Genomic DNA, 21,850 nt, shown 5'->3' on the forward strand with positions numbered 1-21,850 from the left:
ACGCCTGGGAGCGGCAGTTTTACCACGGGCGACATGGGAACTCACCCTGTCATTTGGGTGTCATTTAAAGCACGCAAAATACACGTCACTACAAAGGCAGACAAGAACAAGGTAGAGACTTATGAAGACCCAGGAAAAAGATTTGAATGTAAAGGCGCTGTGCAGCCGCAAGTTATTGGATCTATTAAAGAACGATGAGTGGGAAAGCGCTCGGGAACGGCGCAAGATCGAGACGGAATTGCTGGCGCGCAAGCATTACCTGGATCAAATGGCCGAACTGAGTGGTAAGAAAAGGGTTCTGGCGCCTTCTACAACGACACGGCATTAATCAGCACGACGTAAGGCGCCAGTGCCAATAGCAGCCAAGGCAGCGCGCCCGACCAGAATTCCGCCTGCGCAACACAGTCCTCGTACACCGCTTTGGTCAGTGCAATCTGGGCATCCAGTGCAGTCGCCGTACTGGCTAGCCCCGGCACCGCAACACCGTCCAGGATCTTGCTGTTCTGCAGGGCAGCCGACAATTTGTCGCCACCTTCCACCGCGTGATGCACTCCCAGAAAACGCGCTTTCATCGGGGTTCCTGGCATCCGGCGCGCGGCGTGCTTCAAAGCCTGAGGCAAGGTAAAGCCAGCCGCAATACACAAATTGAGGTGGCTCAGAAAATGAAAGGTCTGGTAGCGCGCCAGTAAACGACCAATCCCCGGCAATCGAAACACCAGCCCCTTGAGCCCGTCCGGCACCCAACCTGAGCGATAGGCCATCAGCGACAGCGGCACGACACAAACCAGTACAATCCCCGGCAGCAATGCCAACAGAAAATTCCCCAGTGCTGCATAGAGGCTGATCTCTCCCAGTGCAAAACTGGTTACTGGCATACCCACAATAAGCGCCAGCATGATCACGACCGGTGCCAGTAGGTTACGGCGCATCTCATCAAGAAAGGCGCCCAGCAGGCGGTAGTGAGCGGCTATTCGATCGTACACCAGGGACAAGGCACCGGTAGCCATGCCCAACTGCATGAACTGCAGCTCCCATTCGTAAAAACGACCACCTTTCTTGAGTTCATCGATCACAAGATGCTGGCCGGCGGCGAACTGATCTGCCAAATCGCCCAGATCCGCCTGCTCCGCAGCCCGCTGGCCCTGGCGCATCAGCGCAAAAACCTGATCCCAGTCGCTGTCGCCAGTTTGCTGCTCACTGAGCGTTTTGAAGAGGCGTTCTCGGTGTGCTGAGGAAATATCCTGCCAGCCCATAACCGAAGAAGGAGTGGATTCCATAGGGAGTTTTCGTGTTATCTGTATAATTAAGCGGACTTTAGCACAGCTTGCAGGGTACAGGAGAATGCGGTGACCGAGAGTTTCCCCGAAAAACGCTCATCCAGCCAAGCCATTGCGTCATTTCTCGATAAAGCCGAGAAACTGCCCGCAAAACGTGGTGTTAGCGGCTGCAGACTAGTGTTTGCACTCGATGCCACCGCCAGCCGCCAGCCCACCTGGGATCAGGCACGGGCCCTGCACGGCGAAATGTTCGACGCCAGCAAAACGCTGGGTGGCCTGAGCATTCAACTGTGTTACTACCGAGGGCTCGGACAATTCCATGCCAGCCCCTGGGGCCGTTCCCCCGGCCAGTTACACGACGAAATGGTCAGCGTACGCTGCGCTGCAGGCTATACCCAGATTCATACCCTCTTGCGTCACTGCCTCGCTGAACACCAGCAGGAAAAGCTCAAGGCGGTGATTTTTATCGGCGACGCCGTGGAAGAGTCCGTCGACGCTCTGTGCGGTCTCGCCGGCGAGTGCGGCCTGCGTCAGCTACCCCTGTTTCTTTTTCAGGAAGGCAGTGACGGCGATGTCACCCGCGTTTTCAAACGCCTGGCCAAGCTCAGCGGTGGCGCTTATGCGCGCTTTGATGCGGCCAGCGCCGCCCAATTGCGGGATTTGCTACGCGCTGTCGCAAGCTATGCCAGCGGCGGCGTGGATGCCCTGCGCAAATTACAGGATAATGCCGCCAGACATTTACTGGAGCAGCTGTAGTGTTATTGCGATTATTATTGGCCGGTGCGGTACTGTTTGCGATTATTACCGTGGTGCGCCGAACCAACAGCAAGCCGCCCGCCGATCGCCGCAAATACTATTTCACCCTGACCGTAACCGTACTGGCCGGCGCGCTGGTGCTACTGGCTCTAACCGGCCGGGTCCACTGGATTGGCGCGCTCATCGGCGCGCTGCTGCCCTTCGTACGCCAGGCCTTTCCTCTACTGATTCGGATGATTCCTTTCATACAACATCAACGCAAAGCCAGCGCTGCAGGGCAAGGTGCCAGTGGCGGCAACACCTCAGAAGTAGAAACTGACTGGCTGCAGATGCGTATGGATCACGACAGCAACCGCCTCAGCGGGACCGTTAAGCAGGGCAGCTTTGCCGGTAAAACACTGGATTCGTTATCGCAGGAAGAGCTGCAACAACTTTACCTGAGCTGCGAGAACGACCAAGACAGCATTAATCTGCTCAATGCTTATTTCAAATACCGATTTGGCGACAACTGGAACCAATCCCAGTCCAATCAATCAAATGCCGGCAGCAGCATGACACGCGCGCAGGCACTGGCGGTCCTCGGTTTGACCGAGGACGCAGATCGCGATGCCATTATCAAAGCCCATCGCAGCCTGATGCAAAAACTGCACCCGGATCGCGGCGGCAACGACTATCTGGCGTCGCAGATCAACCTGGCCAAAGATATCCTGCTGGATGAGTAATACTTACCTGCAGCGCTATTTTCAGAGACAATACGCGAATTGACATCTCTCTACGTTAACCTGTAACCATGAGGACTCAACCTAACCGCTATGCCTAAAACCTTTGTGATTCAAAACCAGCACGGCCACTATCTGAACAAGCAAAAGGAATGGACAGACGGCAGGGACCGGCGCGTCGTATTTCGCTGCGCCGACAAGGTCGATGCTATTAATATGGTATTTGAACTCAGCTCCAAGGACATGGAATTGCGCGCCCACTATCTCGAATGCGAGGTGGACGACTTCGGTAATCCACAGGTTGAAGCGTCAGACATCCCGCTGCCAATGGTTGAGGACGACCAGGCGCCGCTTGAAACCACCACTGATCGCCCCCATATATCAGCCGAACAAGGCTAACGGAATCACGTCGATGCTCAGAATCGCCCTCTTTCTCGTCACCAACTTTGCCATCCTGATTGTTGCAAGCACGGTTATGAACCTTCTGGGGTTCTCCGGCTACCTGCAAGCCAACGGGGTGGATCTCAACATGACCGCCTTACTGGTGTTCTGCGGCATCTTTGGCATGTCAGGCTCACTCATTTCGCTTTTCCTGTCCAAATGGATGGCTAAACGCAGCACCGGCACCCAGATCATCACAGAGCCGCGCAATCGCGAAGAGCGCTGGCTGATACAAACGGTTCAAGAGCTGTCAGACAAAGCCGGCATTAAAATGCCGGAAGTGGGCATCTTTCCCTCCCACAGCTCCAACGCCTTTGCCACTGGCTGGAACCGCAACGATGCACTGGTCGCAGTGTCTGCCGGGCTCCTGCAACGCTTCCGTCCCGAGGAAGTAAAAGCGGTGCTCGCCCACGAGATTGGCCACGTAGCCAACGGCGATATGGTGACCCTTACGCTCATTCAGGGTGTGGTGAATACCTTCGTGATGTTCTTTGCTCGCGTCATCGGCCACACCATCGACCGGGTCGTATTTAAAACCGAGCGCGGCTACAGCTTTGGCTATTATATTGTCGTGATGATCACCGAGATGTTGCTGGCCATACTGGCCTCCGCCATCGTGATGTGGTTCTCGCGCTGGCGCGAGTTTCGCGCGGATCACGCAGGCGCCACACTGGCCGATCGGCAATCAATGATTGCCGCCCTGCAGCGCTTGCAAGCCGAACAGGGCGTTGACCCCGGTGATATGCCTGGCGAACTGACCGCCTTTGGTATCCGCAAGGCCAAGGGTCAATCGCTGGCTGAGCTTTTCAGCAGCCACCCACCGCTGGAAAAACGCATTGAGGCCCTGCGCTACGGCGCCCAGTAATATGGAGCCGATACAGGACTTCAACGCCGAGCGAGTAGCCCTGTGTCACGCCTTGCACGATCTCGGTACTGCCCGGCTTAGCCCGGGCAGTACCGGCAATGCCTCTGTTCGCGTCGCTGGTGGCATGTTGATTTCCCCCACGGGCCAAGCCTGCGCTAACGCCACCTCAGACGATCTGGTTTTTGTCGATGATAGTGGCAACACGCCTGCAGGTCAGTTGAAGCCCTCGAGCGAGTGGCATATGCATAACGCCATCTATCGCCACTACCCAGATGCCGGCGCCATCGTGCACTGTCACTCACGTTTTGCGACCACCCTTGCCGCCCTGCGCAAAGGCATTCCCGCCTATCACTATATGGTTGCCGTTGCTGGCGGCGACTCCATAGAATGCGCCGACTACGCCACCTTTGGTACCGACACACTGGCGACACTGGTTGTAGAAGCGCTGCGCAACCGCAGCGCCTGCCTGATGGCCAACCACGGTCAGATCGCGTATGCCGCCACGCCCCATGCGGCGCTGGATCTGGCGATTCAGGTGGAAGACCTTGCGGCAGGCTACTACCAATGTCTTGCTATCGGCGAACCACAGCTACTGACTGACAGGGAAATGCGGGAAGTACTGGAAAAGTTCGGAAGCTACGGCCAGCAAGACTGAGCCACGCGATGCGCACACGGGATTATGTCAAGACTCCTGAGGGGGTGACGGGACGGTAGTCTAGTGGCCGGTGTTACACCGCGCACGTCGACTCCCTAACAACTAATTCATGTGGCAACACCAGCCTAGACTCAGTGGGGTTCTCACCCGCCAGCATCGCCAGCATCATCTTCATCACCTGTTCGCCAATCCGGTTGCGCGGCTGATTTACAGTGGTCAGCCGGGGGTGGGAATACGCCGCAAAGGCAATATCATCAAACCCGACTACAGACATGTCCTCAGGCAAACTTAGTTCGGCATCCCGACACGCCTGCATGGCTCCAATCGCCATTTCGTCGTTAGCACAAAACAGCGCGGTAGGACGACGTGACAGCGTCAAGAGTTCCTCCATGCAGCGATAACCCGACGCCAAGGTAAAATCTCCGCTTTTCAGCCAGCGACTGTTGACCGGAAGCTGCGCCGCCTGCATCGCCTGTCGGAATCCCAGCATGCGGTCGTCACACAAAGGGGAATCCGCCGGACCATTGATAAACGCAATGTCGCGGTGCCCAAGCTCGATGAGATGATTAATTGCTTCTGCAGCCGCAGCGACATTGTCAATACAGACCGTCGGCACAGGAATTTCGCCGTGATACTCACAAGCCATGGCAAATGGCGGCCAGTCGGGGTCGAGGGTTTTTCGCCCCTTGCGATAGGGAAAGGGAATATTGCGCCCCAAGCAGATCACACCGTCGGCCTGCCGCTGCGACACCAGTTCAGCGTAGGCGTGCTCGCTACTCTCGTTGCCCTGGGTATCGCCCAACAGAATCCGGTACTGACTCCGGCTCGCAACCCGCTCAATGCCCTGAATAATATTGGCAAAAAAGGGATTGGCAATATCTGGCACCAACACCACCACGGTGTTACTGCGGCGGCGACGAAAATTTCGCGCCAGGGTATTGGTGACATAACCACTGGAGGCAACGGCCTCCATCACCTTGTCGCGGGTTTTCTCCGACACCTTATGTGGCTCAGCCAATGTGCGCGACACCGTTGCGATAGATACGCCGGCCAATTTCGCAACGTCTTTGATGGTAACCATGAAAATCCTCGTTACGAGCGCAACGGCTTACTGCGATTCAATGGCAGTAGATGCTACACCACGGGACCGATCGCGCAACCAGATTGCGCCAAATACCGGCAAAAGGATCAATGGTAGCAAGGCGACCGCCTGAAAAGATTCCACCGATGCATAGCGCAATACGGCGTCCATCTGTTCCCCACTGAGTGTGGCAAGACGTTCCACACCACCGGCAGCTTCCAATTTCGCAGCGTCAAAAATCGCACCCATCTGCGGCAGGACAAACTGGATAGATAACCCACCAGCAAATCCTGTCAGTCCGAGAAACAACGCACCACCGCGAGGGTATCGCTCGCTCACTACCGACAGCATGGTGGGCCAGAAATAACAGACGCCGATGCCCCATAGTGTGGCGGAGGCAAAGGCAGTCAGCGGTGACGTAGAAAGGCTCAGACCGTACAGACCGGTGGCTGCAAAAATACACCCTACAAACAGTAACCCGACAGACGAAATTCGCTTGGCAATGGCACCAGCAAAATGACGCATGACAAACATCAGCATGCTCACGTAAATCAGCACCAGAATACCCTGCATACCCACCACATGGGTCAACGCCAGATCCACCCATTGACCCGGCGCCAGTTCAGCAGCGGCAGTGATCATCATCGCAAAAAACCAGATGAAATAGCTCGGCGCACGAAACAACTCCTTGAACATATCGCCGTAGGACACGCCTGACTGCACCCGCTCAGTAACCGGAAAAACGGTTGAAAAAGTAAGGTAAGCCAGCACAGCGCCCGGCACAATCAACATCAGCAGGTTGGTTTGCCAAGGCAAATTCAGCGCGGAAAAGCCAAGCCCGGCAATGCCGCCGACGACAATTCCGGCAGGCCACCAAGCATGCAAGATATTCAGACGATGCGTTTTCTCCTCGGGGTAAACCGCCGTAATCATCGGATTGCTGGCAGCTTCTACGGCGCCCCAACCCAAACCAGTGAGCAGAAAGCCCACAAAGATCAGCCAATAACTGAGGGAGGAAACGGGCATGAAAGACGCTGCGACAACCAGCACGCTACCAACAATGTAGCCCACAGCAGAAAACAGCAGCATGGCGCGCATGCCCACCTTGTCCACCAGCGCACTGCCAAACAGCAGCGTTAGCGCAAACCCTATGAAGGTTGCGCCCAACACCTCACCAACGAGCCCAGCCGATCGCGCCAGATCCAGCTCGTTAAAGATATCTCCCTGTATATCCGAGGCAATGCTTGCACGCACGGCAAAGCCAAGCCCAATCATGAAGATGGACAGATTGCCCACGAGAAATAGTCGCTTTTTATCCAGATTTTCTACCATGGCTCGTTCTGCCTCACTGTTATGTTATTTTTGCAACGCGCTCAATCGACGAGACCCAGCAATCTCTTATTGAAGGCCTCATCGGAATCCACCGCGGCGAAATCATCAAAAGCTCGATCGGTTAACCGGATCATATGGTCGCGAATAAAGGGAGCTCCTTCGCGCGCACCGTCTTCCGGGTGCTTAAGGCAGCATTCCCACTCCAGTACGGCCCACCCCTCATAACCGTACTGTGCAAACTTGCTGAAGATTGCGCCAAAGTTAATCTGGCCATCGCCCAGAGACCGAAAACGACCTGGACGATCGACCCACCCCTCAAAACCGCCGTAAACACCACTGCGGCCATTGGGTCGAAACTCCGCATCTTTTACGTGAAAGGCTTTGATGCGATCGTGGTATAGGTCGATAAAGGCCAGATAATCCAGCTGCTGTAAAATCAAATGGCTGGGGTCATAGAGAATATTCGCACGTGGATGATGATCTACGGCTGCCAGAAAGCGCTCAAAGCTGGCGCCATCGTGCAGGTCTTCGCCAGGGTGGATTTCGAAGCAGCAATCAACGCCCGCCTCATCGAAGGCGTCTAATATGGGGCGCCAACGCGTTGCCAGCTCGGCGAATCCGGTCTCCACCAATCCCGGCGGACGCTGCGGCCAAGGGTAAAAGGTATGCCACAGCAGTGCTCCGGAAAATGTGGCATGGGCAGTCAAACCCAGCCTCTGGCTAGCCTTGGCCGCCAATTTAAGCTGTTCAATCGCCCAGGCAGTGCGGGCTGCCGGATTACCTCGAACCGCAGGCACCGCAAAACCATCCATCATTTCATCGTACGCTGGATGCACTGCCACCAGCTGTCCTTGCAAATGCGTCGACAGTTCGGAAATTTCAAGCCCTGCGGCAGCCACGCGACCATTGAGCTCGTCGCAGTAGTCCTGGCTCTCTGCTGCGGTTTCCAGATCAATAAGACCGCGCTCAAAGGTAGGAAGCTGGATACCCTTGTAGCCCAGATCCGCCGCCCAATGACACAATCCATCGAGTGAATTGAATGGGGCTTGGTCGCCCACAAACTGCGCCAGAAAAATGGCAGGGCCTTTCATGATTGATCTCCTTGCAATGCGCAAAGCGGCTGAAGCTCCACCCATTTCTGGTTTGAGGTCGACGCAGCCACGGTGGCTTCAATAAAACGCATACCACGCAGCGCGTCGTGTATGTCCGGCACATCGGCTTCCACCGCACTGACCGGCCGACCTTGCAGGCGGGCACGTACCTGGCCGGCGAAATTTCGATAATGATTGGCAAAAGCTTCCAGATAACCTTCCGGGTGACCGCCCGGGGTCCGGCAGTTGGCCTGCGCAGCGTTGCTTAACCCGGGGCCGCCGGCACGCAGGATCTGCACAGGCTGCTCCAACGGTTTGTGCAACAGCGAGTTTGGATCAGCGTGCGACCATTCCAGACCGCCGCGCTCGCCGTATACCCGCAGTTTGAGCGTGTTCTCTTCACCTGCGCAGATCTGACTGGCAATCAACACCCCGCGCGCGCCGTTGTCAAAACGCAGAATGATGGTGGCGTCATCGTCCATGCTACGGCCAGCCACAACACTGCCCAGATCGGCACAGATAGCGGAGATCGCACTACTCGTGACGTACTCGCAAATGTGGGCCGCGTGGGAGCCAATATCCCCCACGCAACTACTGATACCGGCTCGCGTCGGATCGAGACGCCACTGCGCCTGTTTACTGCTGTTCTCAATCCCCGCGTCAGACAGCCAGCCCTGGGGATATTCCACCAAGACTTTCCTGACGCTCCCAAGGGCGCCCGCAGCTACCATTTCGCGGGCCTGCTTGATCATCGGATACCCAGCGTAGGTATGGGTAAGCCCATACAACAAGCCGCTGTCCTTCACCAGCGAGTGCAACGCCAGCGCCTCATCCAAATTCAGTGTCGCCGGCTTGTCACTCAGCACATGGAAACCGCATTTCAGTGCCGCCTCGGCCACTGGAAAGTGCAGATGATTAGGCGTTACCACCGCGACAAAGTCCATCCGTTCGCCTTCTGGCAAACGCGCCTCTGATTCCATCATGCTTCGGAAATTGTCATAGCAGCGGTCGGCTGGCAGATAGCACTGTGCAGCTGCCCTTCGCGACGTTTCCGGGTCGCTGGAAAACACACCGCACACCAGCTCAATCTCACCATCAAGGGCAGCAGCCATACGGTGAATGGGGCCGATCATCGAGCCGGGACCGCCACCCACCATACCCATGCGGATTTTGCGCTTATTGGTCACCGTCGCGCCCCCTGACCCAGTGCATTGCCTTACGCAGAAAGGCTTGATATTCCAGATATTCATACGTGGCCGGTTGGTGCCCGATGGCACTGTAGAACACGCGACCCTTGCCCACGGTATGACGCCACGCAATAGGGTGCTCACCCGGCATACTGTCATTGCCCAGCCAGGTTTCACCCGCTGTGTGATAGCTAGATTCATCCAGGGTCAACAGAACCTCATAGCCCTTATCACGAACGTTCTGGTCAAAGGCGTACCACTCTTCCTGCTTTACCCTCCAGGGCTTGGGCAGATGAGCAGTAATCAGCAGGGAGGGGTCGGCGGCAATAACATCGGCGTTCTGAAACTGCGGATCCATGGTGTGGCCTATAAACTGGGCACCTATCAGAGTCTGTACATACCACTCCCAGTCATAGGAAAAATCGCCGCCGGAGGCATGCACACCCAGCCAGCCACCGCCATTTTCAATCCAGGTTTTCATGGCTGTTCGCTGCTCAGCGGTCAGTACATCGCCAGACACATTATTCCAGATAATAAAATCGAATCGCTTCAGCAGTTCAGGCGAGTGCACTGCAGCGTTATCAGTCAGGTAGGCTTGCCAGCCCTGCTGCTCGATCAACGACTTGAAGACCTGCTTTGCAACGGGAATAGCATCTTTATGAATAAACCCGTTGGTTTTGGTGAATACCAGCACGGCGGGCTTTTTGAATTCCGGTAGTACCGGCGCAACGGTGTCATAATCCTTGCGTGGTATGAGACCGACCGATTTTAGCTGGTAATAGCCATAGCCCACTGCGCCGACGACCAAGACCATCAAGCTCAATAAAATACGTTTAAGCCAGGTTTTCATTGCTTGTTTCCTTCCCCTTTTAATCACGCGCTAGACAAGACCAGCCTGCATTTGTTTTACCGCGTAATCACACGCGCGCGCGGTAAGCGCCATATAAGTCAGTGATGGATTAACACACGACGACGAGGTCATGCAGGCACCGTCCGTCACAAACAGGTTCGGAACATCGTGCACCTGGTTGTAGGCGTTCAGCACAGCCTGCTGCGGGTCGTTCCCCATTCGCGCAGTACCCATCTCGTGAATGCCGGCCCCCATGGGTGCCTCAATGGATTCCTGCTTAATACTAAACACGGCGCCTGCGGCCTTCATGATCCGATCAGCCTGAGAGACCGCATCACCCCATAATCTATGCTCGTTGTCGCGCCAAGCTGCATCAAAGGCAACTTGAGGAATGCCGAAGCGATCTTTTTTCGTGGGATGCAAATACAAACGATTGCGGCTGTCCGGCAGACATTCGGCAAAGGCCGATAGTGCCCATACCCACGGTCCCGGCTTGCGCAATGAATCTTTAAGACCAGCACCAAAACCTTTCTGGTTGAACCCGGTCCGCCAGTCCATGCGAATCACATTGGCCTGGAATCCGTAGCCTCTCAGGAAATCGTCGCTGGCGGGTTTACCAGCGAGGTTGCGAAAACGTGGGATATACGTGCCATTCGGGCGATTGCCGAAATAATAGCTGTCCATATCGTCGAGGAAAAAACCCAGCGCTGCCATTCCCAGTGCGTGGTCCATCAGGTAATGACCCAGCGCGCCGCTGCGATTACCCAGGCCATGGGGAAAGTGTTCTGACGCTGACTGCAGTAACAATTGCGTTGAGCCCACCGTTGATGCACAGCAAAACACAATACGCGCACGAAAGGCGTGGCGCTCTCCGCTCTGGCTATCAATAACGCGTACTTCGCTGATCTTCTTGGTCGCCGGATCAAAGATTAGCTTTTCCACAACAGAGTTAGGACGCAAGGTCAGGTTGCCCGTGGCTCTCGCAGCCGGCAGCGTTGAACTCTGAGAACTGAAATAGCTGCCGGTAGAGCAACCGCGATGGCAGGGTCCGCAGTAATGACAGGCCGCCCGACCGTTGTGATCCTCGGTCAGAATGGCCACCCGCCCCATAGTCATTTTGAGGTCTGGCGCCTTGTTTTTAAGTCGCCCTTTAATAGTCTCCTCAATTTTATGCATACCCATTGGCGGCAAAAACTCACTATCGGGGAGCTCATCCAATCCCAAAGCCTCACCGCTCACACCGATAAACTTCTCTACATAGCTATACCAGGGCGCCAGATCGCTGTAGCCAATTGGCCAGGGAATGCCATGACCATCCTGGGCGTTTGCCTGAAAATCCTGTTCGCTCCAGCGATAAGTCTGCCGCCCCCATAACAGTGAACGCCCCCCCACCACATTGGCGCGAATCCAATCGAAGGGTTTATCCTCATCGCGAACGTAGGGGTTTTCCTTGTCATTGTTGAAGAAATGGCGCGTTGCCTCGCTAAATGCATAGCTCTTGCTTTGCACCGGATACTCTTCTCGGTAGAGCTCTCGCGGTCTTTTACCCTGATATGGCAACTTCCAGTCCGGCGCGTGTTCGCCGAGATAGTCCACGCTGTGCTGAAGATCTTTTCCGCGTTCCAGAACAAGTACCTTCAGACCTTTTTCGGTCAGCTCTTTCGCCGCCCAGCCACCGGTGATACCTGAGCCCACAACAATTGCGTCGAAATCATAATTGGCAGTGTGAAGCATATTGTCTTCCTATATGAACGGCGTCGCCCAGCTGCTGTCGTCTTCATCGAGGGAACGGTGCCCATCGAACTTCATCGGCATCGCCTCATAACGCAGCACCTGCTTGCTACCCACTTCGGAAGTAAAAAAGCCCCAGATCGTGAGTTCTTTCAGCTGACAGACAAAAGGGGCATCACTGATAAAATCACGCATTGCGGCGCTGCCAATGTCATACCAGGCGGAATCGCCGGCGGCCTTTTCCAGATCTTCCAGAATCGCCACGCGTTGCTTTTCGGCTAGTTGCTCGTAAGGCTTTTGATGCGTGGCTTCGGTCTCGCTCATCAGCGCATTCAGTCCGCCGACGAACAGCGACCGTTCTTCGTCGGTCAACCATTCGAACACCATCAGTTCTACAAAGCGTGGCACTCCCGCGTCGATAGCACCCGGTGTATCCGTGCGCGGCATAATCGTTTCAGTCAACATGGCCAGCGTTTTCTTCTGGGCAACATTCAAATACGCTGGTTTTCTGGCGATATACGACGGCGCTGTAGCCAGATAAACCCGCTGCTCCTGCGACAGACTGAAGCCCACTTGATGCAGCGACAGCCCGCCCACCATTACAGCGGCACATTCGAGAAACTCCCTGCGATTCATGGTTTCACTCCTCGTCGGGCCTTCAGAAACTGCCACCAGGGCAGACTGATCATCAATCCGGTCATCACACAAAACAGCCAATACCACTCCCAGCGCGGCAAGTAATAACTGGCCGCCTTAAAGGCGCTGTAGAAGTAGTACACGAATTCGATCTTGATAAGGTGGTATAGCTCGTAAAACGCCGCGGCGGTGACCCCCAATCCGGCATAAAGATAAGCCGCAATCAGTGCACCAAGCAGGGCTCGTCGGCCCGTGACAGCGAGCCGACTCAAACCATGAACTCCATGGGCAGCCCTGTCTCGTATGGCAGTTTTTGCATTTTATTATGCCCTCGCGGGATGCACTTGCTGTAATCGTTTACATCATAGCGGCTAATCCCATCCGGGACAAGGGAAGGAAGGAACCTCAGCCTGCGCCCAAAAACATCGCCAGGCTATAGCCAATGGCTCCTATCGCTTGAGCAAATAAACTTTGAAACCCTCGCCCTCGCCAGCGCGCTCACAGCTGGCAAACAAGGGCTCGGCCTTTTGCTCCAACGCGATAAACTGATTGACCACGAACAGCGCCATCCCGTCCGGAGCGAGACGTGCGGCCGCAGCTTTAAGAAAGGCGAGGGTCAGATCGCCATGAATATCGAAGCCCTTGTGAAAGGGCGGGTTGCACAACACCAGATCGAATTGTTGGCCAATACCATCAGCACAGTCGGCAGGCACCACCTGAGCGGAAATAGCGTGGGTCTCTATATTCTTCGTGCAGGCCACCAACGCAGTCACATTATTGTCTGTTGCCACAAACCGAGCGTCAGGCAAACGCTGATGCGCCATTACCGTCAGATAACCATAGCCACAACCAAGATCCAGAACATCACGCGGTGCCTGCGCCCCGTTTTTATCCAACACATCGCCCAGCGCACCGATGAGCAGTCGACTCCCTCGGTCAATTTTCTGCCAGCCATAGACCCCGGGCTTGCTGTAGAGGGCCACATGACCTTGTGGTGCGATATCACACAGTTGACGGTAATTGCTGTCATCCAGCGAAGTCTCGGGTTCACGCTGTTTGCGAATGCGCGCCAGCAACGCACCACCGCGCCCCTTGTTCAGATCCTTGTCAGAACCGACCAGAGTGCGCGCCTTGTCTGCATAGGTTTTAAGTCCATCACCTTTTTCACCTGTCAAAACCAGCTCCCCGCCAATGGGCAAGCGCAGTAATGCCTGGTTTATCAGGTGGTGAACCAGCGCCTTTTCTTTGCTGACGCGATAGTAGATGGAGTCAACGTCGATAACCGACAGATCAAAATCAGAAAGCGCAGCATTGAAGCCCGCCGCCTGAAAGCGCTGCGCCACATCCACGCGATTGGTGATCACAGGAATTTGTATACCTGGCTCCGCAATACACTGCTCGTCCGCCAGCAATAGGCCACGGGCGGGCTTCGACTCCAGTGCACGGTAGAGCAACTCAAGCGACGCATCAGTCATTGCCGGCTTCCCGGGCGAGCATCGTCACCTCATCTGCGGTAAGCGCGCGATATTCGCCCTCAGCCAGGGTTTCATCCAGTTCCAATTCACCCACCGCCTGCCTGTGCAATGCGACCACCTTGTTATCCAGTGCCGAGAACATACGTTTCACCTGGTGAAACTTGCCTTCGCAAATTTCCAACCAGGCCTGCCGGGGCGACAGGATTTCCAACCGTGCCGGTAGCGTGCGACGTTTCTCCTCATCGAGAAAAAGCCCACGCGCGAAACGCTCAACCGCCGCTGCGGGAATATCCGCCTCCGTCGTTACATGATAGCGCTTGTAACAGCGCGACTTGGGCGACATCACCTGATGCGCCCACTGGCCATCGTCGGTAATCAACAACAGTCCGGTGGTATCTGCATCAAGCCGACCGGCTATATGCAGCCGCTCCAGATTATCTTCGTGCAACAACTCCATGACGGTTGGATGCCACTTATCCCGAGTGGCGCTGACGAAACCTGCTGGTTTATGCAGCATAAAGTAGCGCGGCGTCGCCGCCCGCAACGGTTGCCCGTCGAGCGCTAGCTGAGCATCGCTGGACACCAGGGTGGCGGGGTTGATGACGACCTGCCCGTCAACCTCTATATCACCTGCCTTGATCAATTTCTTTACATCGCTGCGGGAAAAATCCGTGACGCTGGCAACGTACTTGTCCAACCGCAGCGTCTTGTCTGATGCCGGATTATTCGTCACGGGCCTTACCACCACAGGATTTCATCAGTGTTCGCGCGTGGCGAAAAACTCGATGTCGGGGTAGCGCTCTTGGGTCAACTGCAAGTTTACCCGCGTCGGCGCAAGGTAGGTCAGATGACCACCACCATCCACAGCGAGATTGTCACTGCATTTGCGTTTGAACTCTTCCAGCTTTTTCGCATCTTTGCACTCTACCCATCGCACCGTGTGCACATTTACCGGCTCGTAGATGGCCTCGACCTTGTATTCATCCTTCAACCGGTAGGCCACAACTTCAAACTGCAGTACACCGACCGCTCCGACAACAAGGTCTGAGTTATTGAGCGGCATAAAGACCTGAGTCGACCCCTCTTCTGCCAGCTGCTGCAAACCCTTCTGCAACTGTTTGGATTTCATCGGGTCGCGCAGACGGATACGCTTGAACAACTCCGGTGCAAAGTGCGGAATACCGGTAAATTTGAGATCTTCGCCTTCCGTAAAAGTATCGCCCAGCTGAATGGTACCGTGGTTGTGCAAACCGATAATATCGCCCGATATGGCCTCTTCAACCAGCTCGCGATCACCAGCGACAAAGCTGACCGCATCGGCGATTTTTACATCCTTACCCAGGCGCACATGGCGCATTTTCAAGCCTTTAGTGTACTTGCCACTGCAGATGCGCAAGAAGGCGATGCGGTCGCGGTGGCGCGGATCCATATTGGCTTGGATTTTAAAGACAAAGCCGCTGAACTTTTCTTCTACCGGCTCAATCTTGCGGCTCTCGGTCTCACGCGCCAGTGGCGCCGGCGCCCATTCCACAAAACCGTCGAGCATTTCACGCACGCCAAAATTCGCCAGTGCAGTACCAAAAAATACAGGCGTCAACTTACCCGCTCGGTAGGCCTCCAGATCAAAGGCGTGACTGGCGCCGCGCACCAGTTCGATTTCATCCAGATAGTCTGCATGCTCCTCGCCCAGCAAGGCCTTTGCCTCGTCAGATTCAAGACCCTGAATGCGTATATCGTCGGCAATCACTTTGCCCTGACCCGGTTTAAACACGTGAAGCGTATCGGTATACAGGTTGTAAACACCCTTGAATTCGCTGCCCATACCAATAGGCCAATTGATGGGAGCCGCCTCGATCGAGAGCACGGATTCAACTTCGTCGAGTAGGTCGATGGGGTCGCGAATATCCCGATCGAGTTTATTGACGAAGCTCAGGATGGGCGTATCGCGCAGGCGGCAGACGTTCATCAGCTTGATGGTGCGATCCTCAACACCTTTGGCGCCGTCTATCACCATCAGCGCAGAATCCACAGCGGTCAAAGTGCGGTAGGTATCCTCGGAAAAATCCTCGTGGCCCGGGGTATCAAGCAGGTTGACCATCCGTTCTTTGTAGGGAAATTGCATCACTGACGAGGTGACAGAAATACCTCGCTCCTGCTCCATCGTCATCCAGTCGGAGGTGGCATGACGGTCGGACTTCTTCCCCTTGACGGTTCCAGCCACCTGAATCAGCTGACCGAGTAACAGGAGTTTCTCGGTAATAGTCGTCTTACCCGCATCGGGGTGAGAGATGATGGCAAAGGTTCGGCGTCGGGCTACGGCGTCGGTAAAACTGCTCATGTATCGGTTTCGCTATCGACTGTGAAATGGCCGTGAATTATACCGATCCGCCGCCCTGTCTACACGGATTCTTATCCACTAGTATGGCGCCCACTCACGAAACTGCTCTGGTACGTCCGCTTTTCGTCTGGCCCGTTTAATGCATTAAACCCTACTGATGCCAAACAGGATGCCTGTAACGCCCCTGCAATCCCAACCACTTACTTTGGGGGCTTACGCTTCTGTCGAGCACTTTCCGTCGGCTCGCCCTGCGCTCACTGCTGGAGAACTCTATGACTACACAAACTCCCATCACCCCGCGACTGGTTCAACGCCAACTCACGGGCAAACATGTGCTTATTACTGGAACTACCGGGTTTCTGGGGAAGGTGGTGCTAGAGAAGCTGCTTCGGGATTTACCGACGATCGGCGGCATATACCTGCTGATTCGCGGCAATCGCGCCAACCCGACTGCCCGCGAACGCTTTCTGGCTGAGGTAGCGTCGTCCAGCATTTTCAACACTTTGCGCCAGCACGACCGGGTGCGCTACGAACGCCTACTAAGCGAAAAAGTACGCTGCGTTACCGGCGAGGTTACCCAGCCCTGTTTCGGGCTAGACGACAATGTCTTTCATCAGCTAGCCAACAAGCTCGACCTGATTATTCACTCTGCCGCCAGCGTCAACTTCCGCGAGCGCATGGACATTGCGCTATCGATCAATACCCTGTGCCTGCACAATATTGTGGCGCTCTCCGAGGCCGGTGGCGCCATTCCGGTGCTGCAGGTCTCCACCTGCTACGTGAACGGCTTTAATCGCGGCGATATACACGAATCCTTTGCGCCACCCGCAAAAGCCGCACTTCCAGTTGATGCCGATGGGCGCTACGACATCGCCCCCGTCATCACCGAGCTGCAGGGCAAGATCGATGAGCTTAACACCCAGTATCGTGGCCGCGCGCTGGCAGAACAGCTGGTATTGCTCGGCGAACGCGAAGCGCGCAGTCGTGGTTGGAACGATACCTATACCTTTACCAAATGGCTCGGCGAGCAGTATCTGCGCAAAGCCTTGGCCGGCAAAAACCTGACGATTGTGCGTCCAGCCATTATCGAAAGTACCTTAAAAGAGCCCACCCCCGGCTGGATTGAAGGGGTGAAAGTAGCCGACGCCGTGCTGCTCGCTTACGCGCGCCAGAAGGTAGTGTTTTTCCCCGGCAAACGCAGTGGCGTGATTGATGTAATACCTGCCGATCTGGTGGCCAACGCGGTCATTTTGGCCGCTGGGGAGCTGCTTGCCCGTCCGGGCGCCCAGCGCATTTACCAGGCCTGCAGTGGCGCGCGGAACCCGCTGACCCTGGGAAGTTTCATCGACCACCTGATGGCTGAGGCCAAGGAAAATCACCTCACCTATGAAAAGCTGTTCGAGGTTGAACCACGCAAGCCTTTCAAAGTGGTCAACCGTCGACTGTTTGATATTTCGATTTACCTGCTGTGCCGCACGCTCAGCACAACCGGCAAAACCTTAAAATTGGTGGGCCGGACGCAACCCATGCGACTGCTGCGCAATCTCAACGCCATGAACAAGCTGGCAGAAATATTCGCCTTCTACGCGACGCCCAACTATGTGTTTCACAGCGACAACCTGTTGGCGCTGGCACAGCGCATGGGCGAGGTGGGCCCGGACGCCCTGTTTCCAGTAGATGCTGCACTGATCGACTGGGAACACTACCTGCGCAAAGTGCATATTGCAGGCCTGAACTGCTATGCCTTGGGTGATAAAAAGCCGGCGCCCAAACCGCGCCACGCTGCCTGAACAAAAACCGGGGTCAGACCCCGGTTTTATCTGCTAGAAGGCCAGCTGCCAGCCGGCATTCAGGCTGGGTTCGCGCTCTAGCTGAATACCATTCATTTTCTGGTACAGGGGAATGGTGTATTCCAGCGCAAACCGATGCCCCTTCAAAGCACCTCCCGGCAGATAGAGATTCAGCCCATAGCTGAGAGACGCATATTCTCCGCCATAATTATCGGGGTCTGCTGTGGTTACCATCATGGGGTTCAGGTCGTCGCGATCACCGTCCAGTTTGCCCTGTGATTCACCATACAAACGCAAGCTGTAGGATAAATAATCGCTTGCCTTGCGTGCCACCCAGACACTGGCCGCCCCGCGATTACCGAAGCGGTATTTATTATCATTGCGCTCCAGCGGCAAGACCGCCGCAAGCTGAGCCCCCCAATTGTAATGCCCTGCATAGCCCTGATAGGTCACCCCCGGCATCAAATCATAGGAGCCGCTGCCCAATTGCATGCCATAGGGCAGCTTGGCATCGGCCATGGCGGGGGTATCGTCACGCTCGTCAATTGACCCGGTCGGCACACTCAGACCTGCGCTCACATGAACATGATGGCTGTGATCTGCAGATTGGTAGACCTTGAACAGCCCGGCCAATCGGGTGTCACCCAGCCCTTCCGCCTTGGTAGTAAATCGCATCCCCATACGGGTGATGTGGTCCATTTCGTGGGCCTTATAGGAAGTCATCGCCATCAGGGTAAGCGAATCGCTGGGCGCATACATCACACCCAGCATCTGCATGCTCATGGTCATGCGTGTTGGTGCAACCCTATAGGCGCCCGGCGCCATCATGGTACCGGTTACCTGTGCTGCGGAAATCTGATCATCACCATCTCGCAGGCCATCCATTTCCATATCCATGAGCCGGTACGACACCATCCATTCGCCAGCCCGGTGGGTGTGGTCGCCCATGACACCAATGGGCGCGTGGGAGGTGGGGCCAATACTTGCTGGTATTGAACCTACAGCATCGGCTAGTGCCAACACCGGCAACAGCAACACCAGGGGGACGAGGCGGGTAATCATGGGTGTTCCTACGCTATGGTAAAAACGCGCCAGTCTAACAATCTAAGACAGTGTTAAAAATGCGACAAACTGACGCACTGGCGCAATTGTCTGTAACCCGTATACTTTTCACCCTTGCGTTAATACCGGCACCGTAACTCATGTCTAGGCTCCTTCCTCCGAGAAATCATCCCCCGAGAAGCCCTCGCCCGTGACTCAGGAACTGCGCGACTCTGCCCCACTCAACCTCAAGCGCCTCTGCCTGATACGCAGCGTGGTTCTGGCCGGACAGTGCGCAACCACCGCGTTTGCCCTGCAGGTATTGGAATGGCCACTCCCGACTAGCACACTGGGTATTATCTTCGCTTGCATGGGGCTGATTACGCTGCTGTCCTGGTGGCGTGCCAGCCAATCGTGGCCGGTTACCGACGGCGAATTCGTCGCCCACCTGCTGGTCGATATCGCCGCGCTGACACTGGTGTTTTACGTGGCCGGCGGCGCCAGCAATCCCTTTGTCTCTTTTTTCCTGGTGCCCATCTGTATTGCTGCCACCACCCTCCCCTGGCGCTTTACCTGGTTGGTCACCGCCTGCGCCGTTTCTGCCTACAGTTTTCTGCTGTTCTTTCACGACACCCTGGCGCCACTGGAACCCCACCACGGCGCTTCAACACTGAACCCCCATATTTTAGGCATGTGGGGCAACTTTGCGGTAAGCGCGCTGCTGATCACCTATTTTGTGGTGCAGATGGCCACTGCCGTGCGCGGCCGCGACCAGGCGCTGGCCGAGGTACGAGAGCAGCGCCTGCAGGACGAACAGCTGCTGGCTATCGCGACACTGGCCGCTGGCACCGCACACGAACTAGGCACACCGCTATCGACCATGCGCATTGTGACCGACGAGCTGCTTGACGACCCTGAGCTGCCGGAGGCGGTGCACCGCGACATCGCCACACTGGATTCGCAGCTCAACCTGTGCAAGGACATTCTCGGCAGACTGACAAGCACTGCGCGCGATTTCAGCGTCGGCACAACGGATACCATACGGCCTATTAAATTTTTCGATCTACTCAAGGAGCATTGGCAGCTGCTGAGGCCGTCCATCCATGCCGCCCGTTTCGACATCCAGCTGCCAGGCGATGCCATGATGGTCATGGATACCACCCTCGAGCAGGCCATTATCAATCTGCTCAACAATGCCGCCGATGCCAGCCCCGACCACGTGGCCCTCACCGCATCTCTCCAGGGAGAAGAACTGGTTATCGCCGTAGAAGACCGGGGCGACGGTATTCCCGCCGCCCACGCCGACAAACTGGGCACCCCTTTTTACTCGACCAAGGGGCGTGGCCTCGGCCTCGGCCTGTTTGTCAGCAACGCTGCGGCCAACCGCTATGGTGGCAAGTTGCTGTGGCACAATTGCAGCCCACGCGGCAGCCGGGTGGAATTGCGATTACCCAGCGCAGGAGTCTTTGTGGATGGCTGATGAGCGAAACTGCTTACTGGTAGACGACGACCCGGTATTTGTTGAGGTTATGGAACGGGCGCTGTCCAAGCGCGGCTTTACCGTGCTTACCGCGCACAATGTAGACGCGGCAGAACAGCTGCTGCACCGTCACCGTTTCGACAATGCACTGGTTGATCTGAAAATGGAGGGACGATCCGGCTTGGCTCTGATTGAACAGCTCCAGGCACGCCAGCCCGACTGCCGCACCGTCATGCTGACTGGTTATTCCAGTATCGCCACCGCCGTGGAAGCGATGCGTCTTGGCGCCTATAACTACCTGTGCAAGCCTGCTTCACTTAAAGAGATATTGGCGGCTTTCGACAACCCTACCTCTGCCAACGTTGAAATACCCGACAATCCCCCCTCAGTAGAGCGGGTGGAGTGGGAGCACATACAGAAAGTATTGGCAGAAAACGACGGCAATGTCTCGGCTACCGCGCGTGCATTGGGCATGCACCGCCGCACTCTGCAGCGCAAACTGCTTAAAAAACCGGTGCGGCAGTAAAGCTTGCCAAGTTAAAAATAAGCCCGAAAGCTAAGCGATACTTGCTTGTAGTTGTCGCCGAGCCACAAATATTGCAAACCGAGTCCGGCAGCGGATCCACCGAGCCCAATCTCCAGCCCGGCAGCGGGGGTATTTACCTCTGCGAGCACATCGCTACCGTCTTTAAAGCGCTGATAGCTGTGCCCAAGCTTGAATTCTGCAAAGGCAAACCGGCCCCAGCGGCGCCCGACAAAAACGCTGTGGGCATAGGCGTCGATCTCCGGCCGCCATACCAACTGACCGCCCGACGCCGTGGAAAAGCTCATAAAGGTAGCTTCCGAATCCGGCTCGACCTCCAATACCCTGCTGTAATCGTACTCGACAAAAACCTGATTCAGATGCAAGCCAACACCAAAGCCTAAGCCGGCAGCAAAGCCTGCATCGTCTTCCGCGGGCAGATCAACCAGACCGACTGCGCGCAAGGACAGCATGCCGTGAGGGTTTTGATGTGGTGTTGCGGCCAGCGCGGATGCGCCAGCCAGAAGAAATGCAGCACCTGCCGTTATCTTCCGTAACATATTTCAACCTCCCTATCGGGTC

Annotated in this window: 23 protein-coding genes; 9 read left to right on the forward strand and 14 right to left on the reverse strand. The window is 55.9% G+C overall.

What is annotated here, in order from left to right; all coding sequences use genetic code 11:
• Nucleotides 1-121 precede the first annotated feature (121 nt).
• Complete coding sequence (locus tag AC222A_RS03525) at nt 122-328, forward strand: hypothetical protein (RefSeq protein WP_372749531.1); 207 nt, start codon at nt 122-124, stop codon at nt 326-328.
• Here AC222A_RS03525 and AC222A_RS03530 read toward each other — a convergent pair.
• The gene (locus AC222A_RS03530; RefSeq protein WP_486774638.1) at nt 309-1,277 is read right to left on the reverse strand and encodes a type II secretion system F family protein; all 969 of its coding nucleotides are present in this window, start codon (nt 1,275-1,277) and stop codon (nt 309-311) included. The two genes, AC222A_RS03525 and AC222A_RS03530, sit on opposite strands and share 20 nt — an antisense overlap.
• Nucleotides 1,278-1,346: 69 nt before the next feature.
• Between AC222A_RS03530 and AC222A_RS03535 the strand changes: the two genes are divergently transcribed.
• From AC222A_RS03535 to AC222A_RS03555, 5 genes are all read left to right on the forward strand, one after another.
• Nucleotides 1,347-2,033 carry a VWA domain-containing protein gene (locus tag AC222A_RS03535; RefSeq protein ID WP_372749533.1) on the forward strand — a complete coding sequence of 229 codons (687 nt, stop codon included), beginning with the start codon at nt 1,347-1,349 and terminating at the stop codon, nt 2,031-2,033.
• Complete coding sequence (locus tag AC222A_RS03540; RefSeq protein WP_372759013.1) at nt 2,033-2,755, forward strand: J domain-containing protein; 723 nt, start codon at nt 2,033-2,035, stop codon at nt 2,753-2,755. The genes AC222A_RS03535 and AC222A_RS03540 overlap by 1 nt, the downstream gene beginning before the upstream one ends.
• Nucleotides 2,756-2,845: 90 nt before the next feature.
• A complete protein-coding gene (locus tag AC222A_RS03545) occupies nt 2,846-3,151 on the forward strand; it encodes a hypothetical protein (protein ID WP_372749535.1) in 306 nt (101 codons plus the stop codon).
• Nucleotides 3,152-3,164: 13 nt separating this feature from the next.
• Nucleotides 3,165-4,058, forward strand: a complete 894-nt coding sequence (htpX, locus tag AC222A_RS03550; protein ID WP_372759014.1) for a protease HtpX — start codon at nt 3,165-3,167, stop codon at nt 4,056-4,058.
• A gap of 1 nt (nt 4,059) precedes the next feature.
• Nucleotides 4,060-4,713: a class II aldolase/adducin family protein gene (locus AC222A_RS03555; protein WP_372749592.1), complete on the forward strand. Its 654-nt coding sequence runs from the start codon at nt 4,060-4,062 to the stop codon at nt 4,711-4,713.
• Between the two features lie 73 nt (nt 4,714-4,786).
• On the opposite strand, the gene AC222A_RS03560 is transcribed toward AC222A_RS03555, so the two are convergent.
• The 11 genes from AC222A_RS03560 to AC222A_RS03610 form a co-directional block, all read right to left on the reverse strand.
• On the reverse strand, nt 4,787-5,794 hold the full coding sequence (locus AC222A_RS03560) for a LacI family DNA-binding transcriptional regulator (protein WP_372765074.1): 1,008 nt from the start codon (nt 5,792-5,794) through the stop codon (nt 4,787-4,789).
• A 27-nt stretch (nt 5,795-5,821) separates the two neighbouring features.
• Nucleotides 5,822-7,126, reverse strand: a complete 1,305-nt coding sequence (locus AC222A_RS03565; RefSeq protein WP_372749594.1) for an MFS transporter — start codon at nt 7,124-7,126, stop codon at nt 5,822-5,824.
• A 41-nt stretch (nt 7,127-7,167) separates the two neighbouring features.
• Nucleotides 7,168-8,217, reverse strand: a complete 1,050-nt coding sequence (locus AC222A_RS03570) for a sugar phosphate isomerase/epimerase family protein (protein ID WP_372759552.1) — start codon at nt 8,215-8,217, stop codon at nt 7,168-7,170.
• Nucleotides 8,214-9,404: a Gfo/Idh/MocA family protein gene (locus tag AC222A_RS03575; RefSeq protein WP_486774639.1), complete on the reverse strand. Its 1,191-nt coding sequence runs from the start codon at nt 9,402-9,404 to the stop codon at nt 8,214-8,216. Before AC222A_RS03575 ends, AC222A_RS03570 begins: the two co-directional genes overlap by 4 nt.
• Complete coding sequence (locus AC222A_RS03580) at nt 9,394-10,254, reverse strand: ThuA domain-containing protein (RefSeq protein WP_372809561.1); 861 nt, start codon at nt 10,252-10,254, stop codon at nt 9,394-9,396. Before AC222A_RS03580 ends, AC222A_RS03575 begins: the two co-directional genes overlap by 11 nt.
• A 30-nt stretch (nt 10,255-10,284) precedes the next feature.
• Nucleotides 10,285-11,988, reverse strand: a complete 1,704-nt coding sequence (locus AC222A_RS03585) for a GMC oxidoreductase (RefSeq protein WP_372758590.1) — start codon at nt 11,986-11,988, stop codon at nt 10,285-10,287.
• A 9-nt stretch (nt 11,989-11,997) separates the two neighbouring features.
• The gene (locus tag AC222A_RS03590) at nt 11,998-12,621 is read right to left on the reverse strand and encodes a gluconate 2-dehydrogenase subunit 3 family protein (RefSeq protein WP_372748447.1); all 624 of its coding nucleotides are present in this window, start codon (nt 12,619-12,621) and stop codon (nt 11,998-12,000) included.
• Nucleotides 12,618-12,893 (reverse strand): hypothetical protein, encoded by a 276-nt coding sequence (locus tag AC222A_RS03595; protein WP_372748446.1) that lies wholly within the window; start codon nt 12,891-12,893, stop codon nt 12,618-12,620. The genes AC222A_RS03590 and AC222A_RS03595 overlap by 4 nt, the downstream gene beginning before the upstream one ends.
• Before the next feature lie 177 nt (nt 12,894-13,070).
• On the reverse strand, nt 13,071-14,096 hold the full coding sequence (locus AC222A_RS03600) for a class I SAM-dependent methyltransferase (RefSeq protein WP_486774640.1): 1,026 nt from the start codon (nt 14,094-14,096) through the stop codon (nt 13,071-13,073).
• Entirely contained in the window at nt 14,089-14,829 is a 741-nt protein-coding gene (locus tag AC222A_RS03605) for a pseudouridine synthase (protein WP_372748444.1), read from the reverse strand. The genes AC222A_RS03600 and AC222A_RS03605 overlap by 8 nt, the downstream gene beginning before the upstream one ends.
• A gap of 24 nt (nt 14,830-14,853) precedes the next feature.
• Entirely contained in the window at nt 14,854-16,434 is a 1,581-nt protein-coding gene (locus AC222A_RS03610) for a peptide chain release factor 3 (RefSeq protein ID WP_372748443.1), read from the reverse strand.
• Between the two features lie 272 nt (nt 16,435-16,706).
• Between AC222A_RS03610 and AC222A_RS03615 the strand changes: the two genes are divergently transcribed.
• Nucleotides 16,707-18,224, forward strand: a complete 1,518-nt coding sequence (locus AC222A_RS03615; protein ID WP_486774641.1) for a fatty acyl-CoA reductase — start codon at nt 16,707-16,709, stop codon at nt 18,222-18,224.
• 33 nt (nt 18,225-18,257) lie between these two features.
• Here the strand turns inward: AC222A_RS03615 and AC222A_RS03620 are convergent, their stop codons facing one another.
• The gene (locus AC222A_RS03620) at nt 18,258-19,286 is read right to left on the reverse strand and encodes a transporter (RefSeq protein ID WP_486774642.1); all 1,029 of its coding nucleotides are present in this window, start codon (nt 19,284-19,286) and stop codon (nt 18,258-18,260) included.
• Nucleotides 19,287-19,476: 190 nt separating this feature from the next.
• Between AC222A_RS03620 and AC222A_RS03625 the strand changes: the two genes are divergently transcribed.
• Nucleotides 19,477-20,745, forward strand: coding sequence for an ATP-binding protein (locus AC222A_RS03625; protein ID WP_372749567.1), 1,269 nt, complete (start codon nt 19,477-19,479; stop codon nt 20,743-20,745).
• Entirely contained in the window at nt 20,738-21,271 is a 534-nt protein-coding gene (locus tag AC222A_RS03630) for a response regulator transcription factor (protein WP_372749568.1), read from the forward strand. The genes AC222A_RS03625 and AC222A_RS03630 overlap by 8 nt, the downstream gene beginning before the upstream one ends.
• 11 nt (nt 21,272-21,282) lie before the next feature.
• On the opposite strand, the gene AC222A_RS03635 is transcribed toward AC222A_RS03630, so the two are convergent.
• Nucleotides 21,283-21,828 carry a hypothetical protein gene (locus AC222A_RS03635; protein ID WP_372759813.1) on the reverse strand — a complete coding sequence of 182 codons (546 nt, stop codon included), beginning with the start codon at nt 21,826-21,828 and terminating at the stop codon, nt 21,283-21,285.
• Between the last annotated feature and the right edge of the window lie 22 nt (nt 21,829-21,850).

It is taken from the genome of Litorivivens sp. (assembly GCF_057445395.1).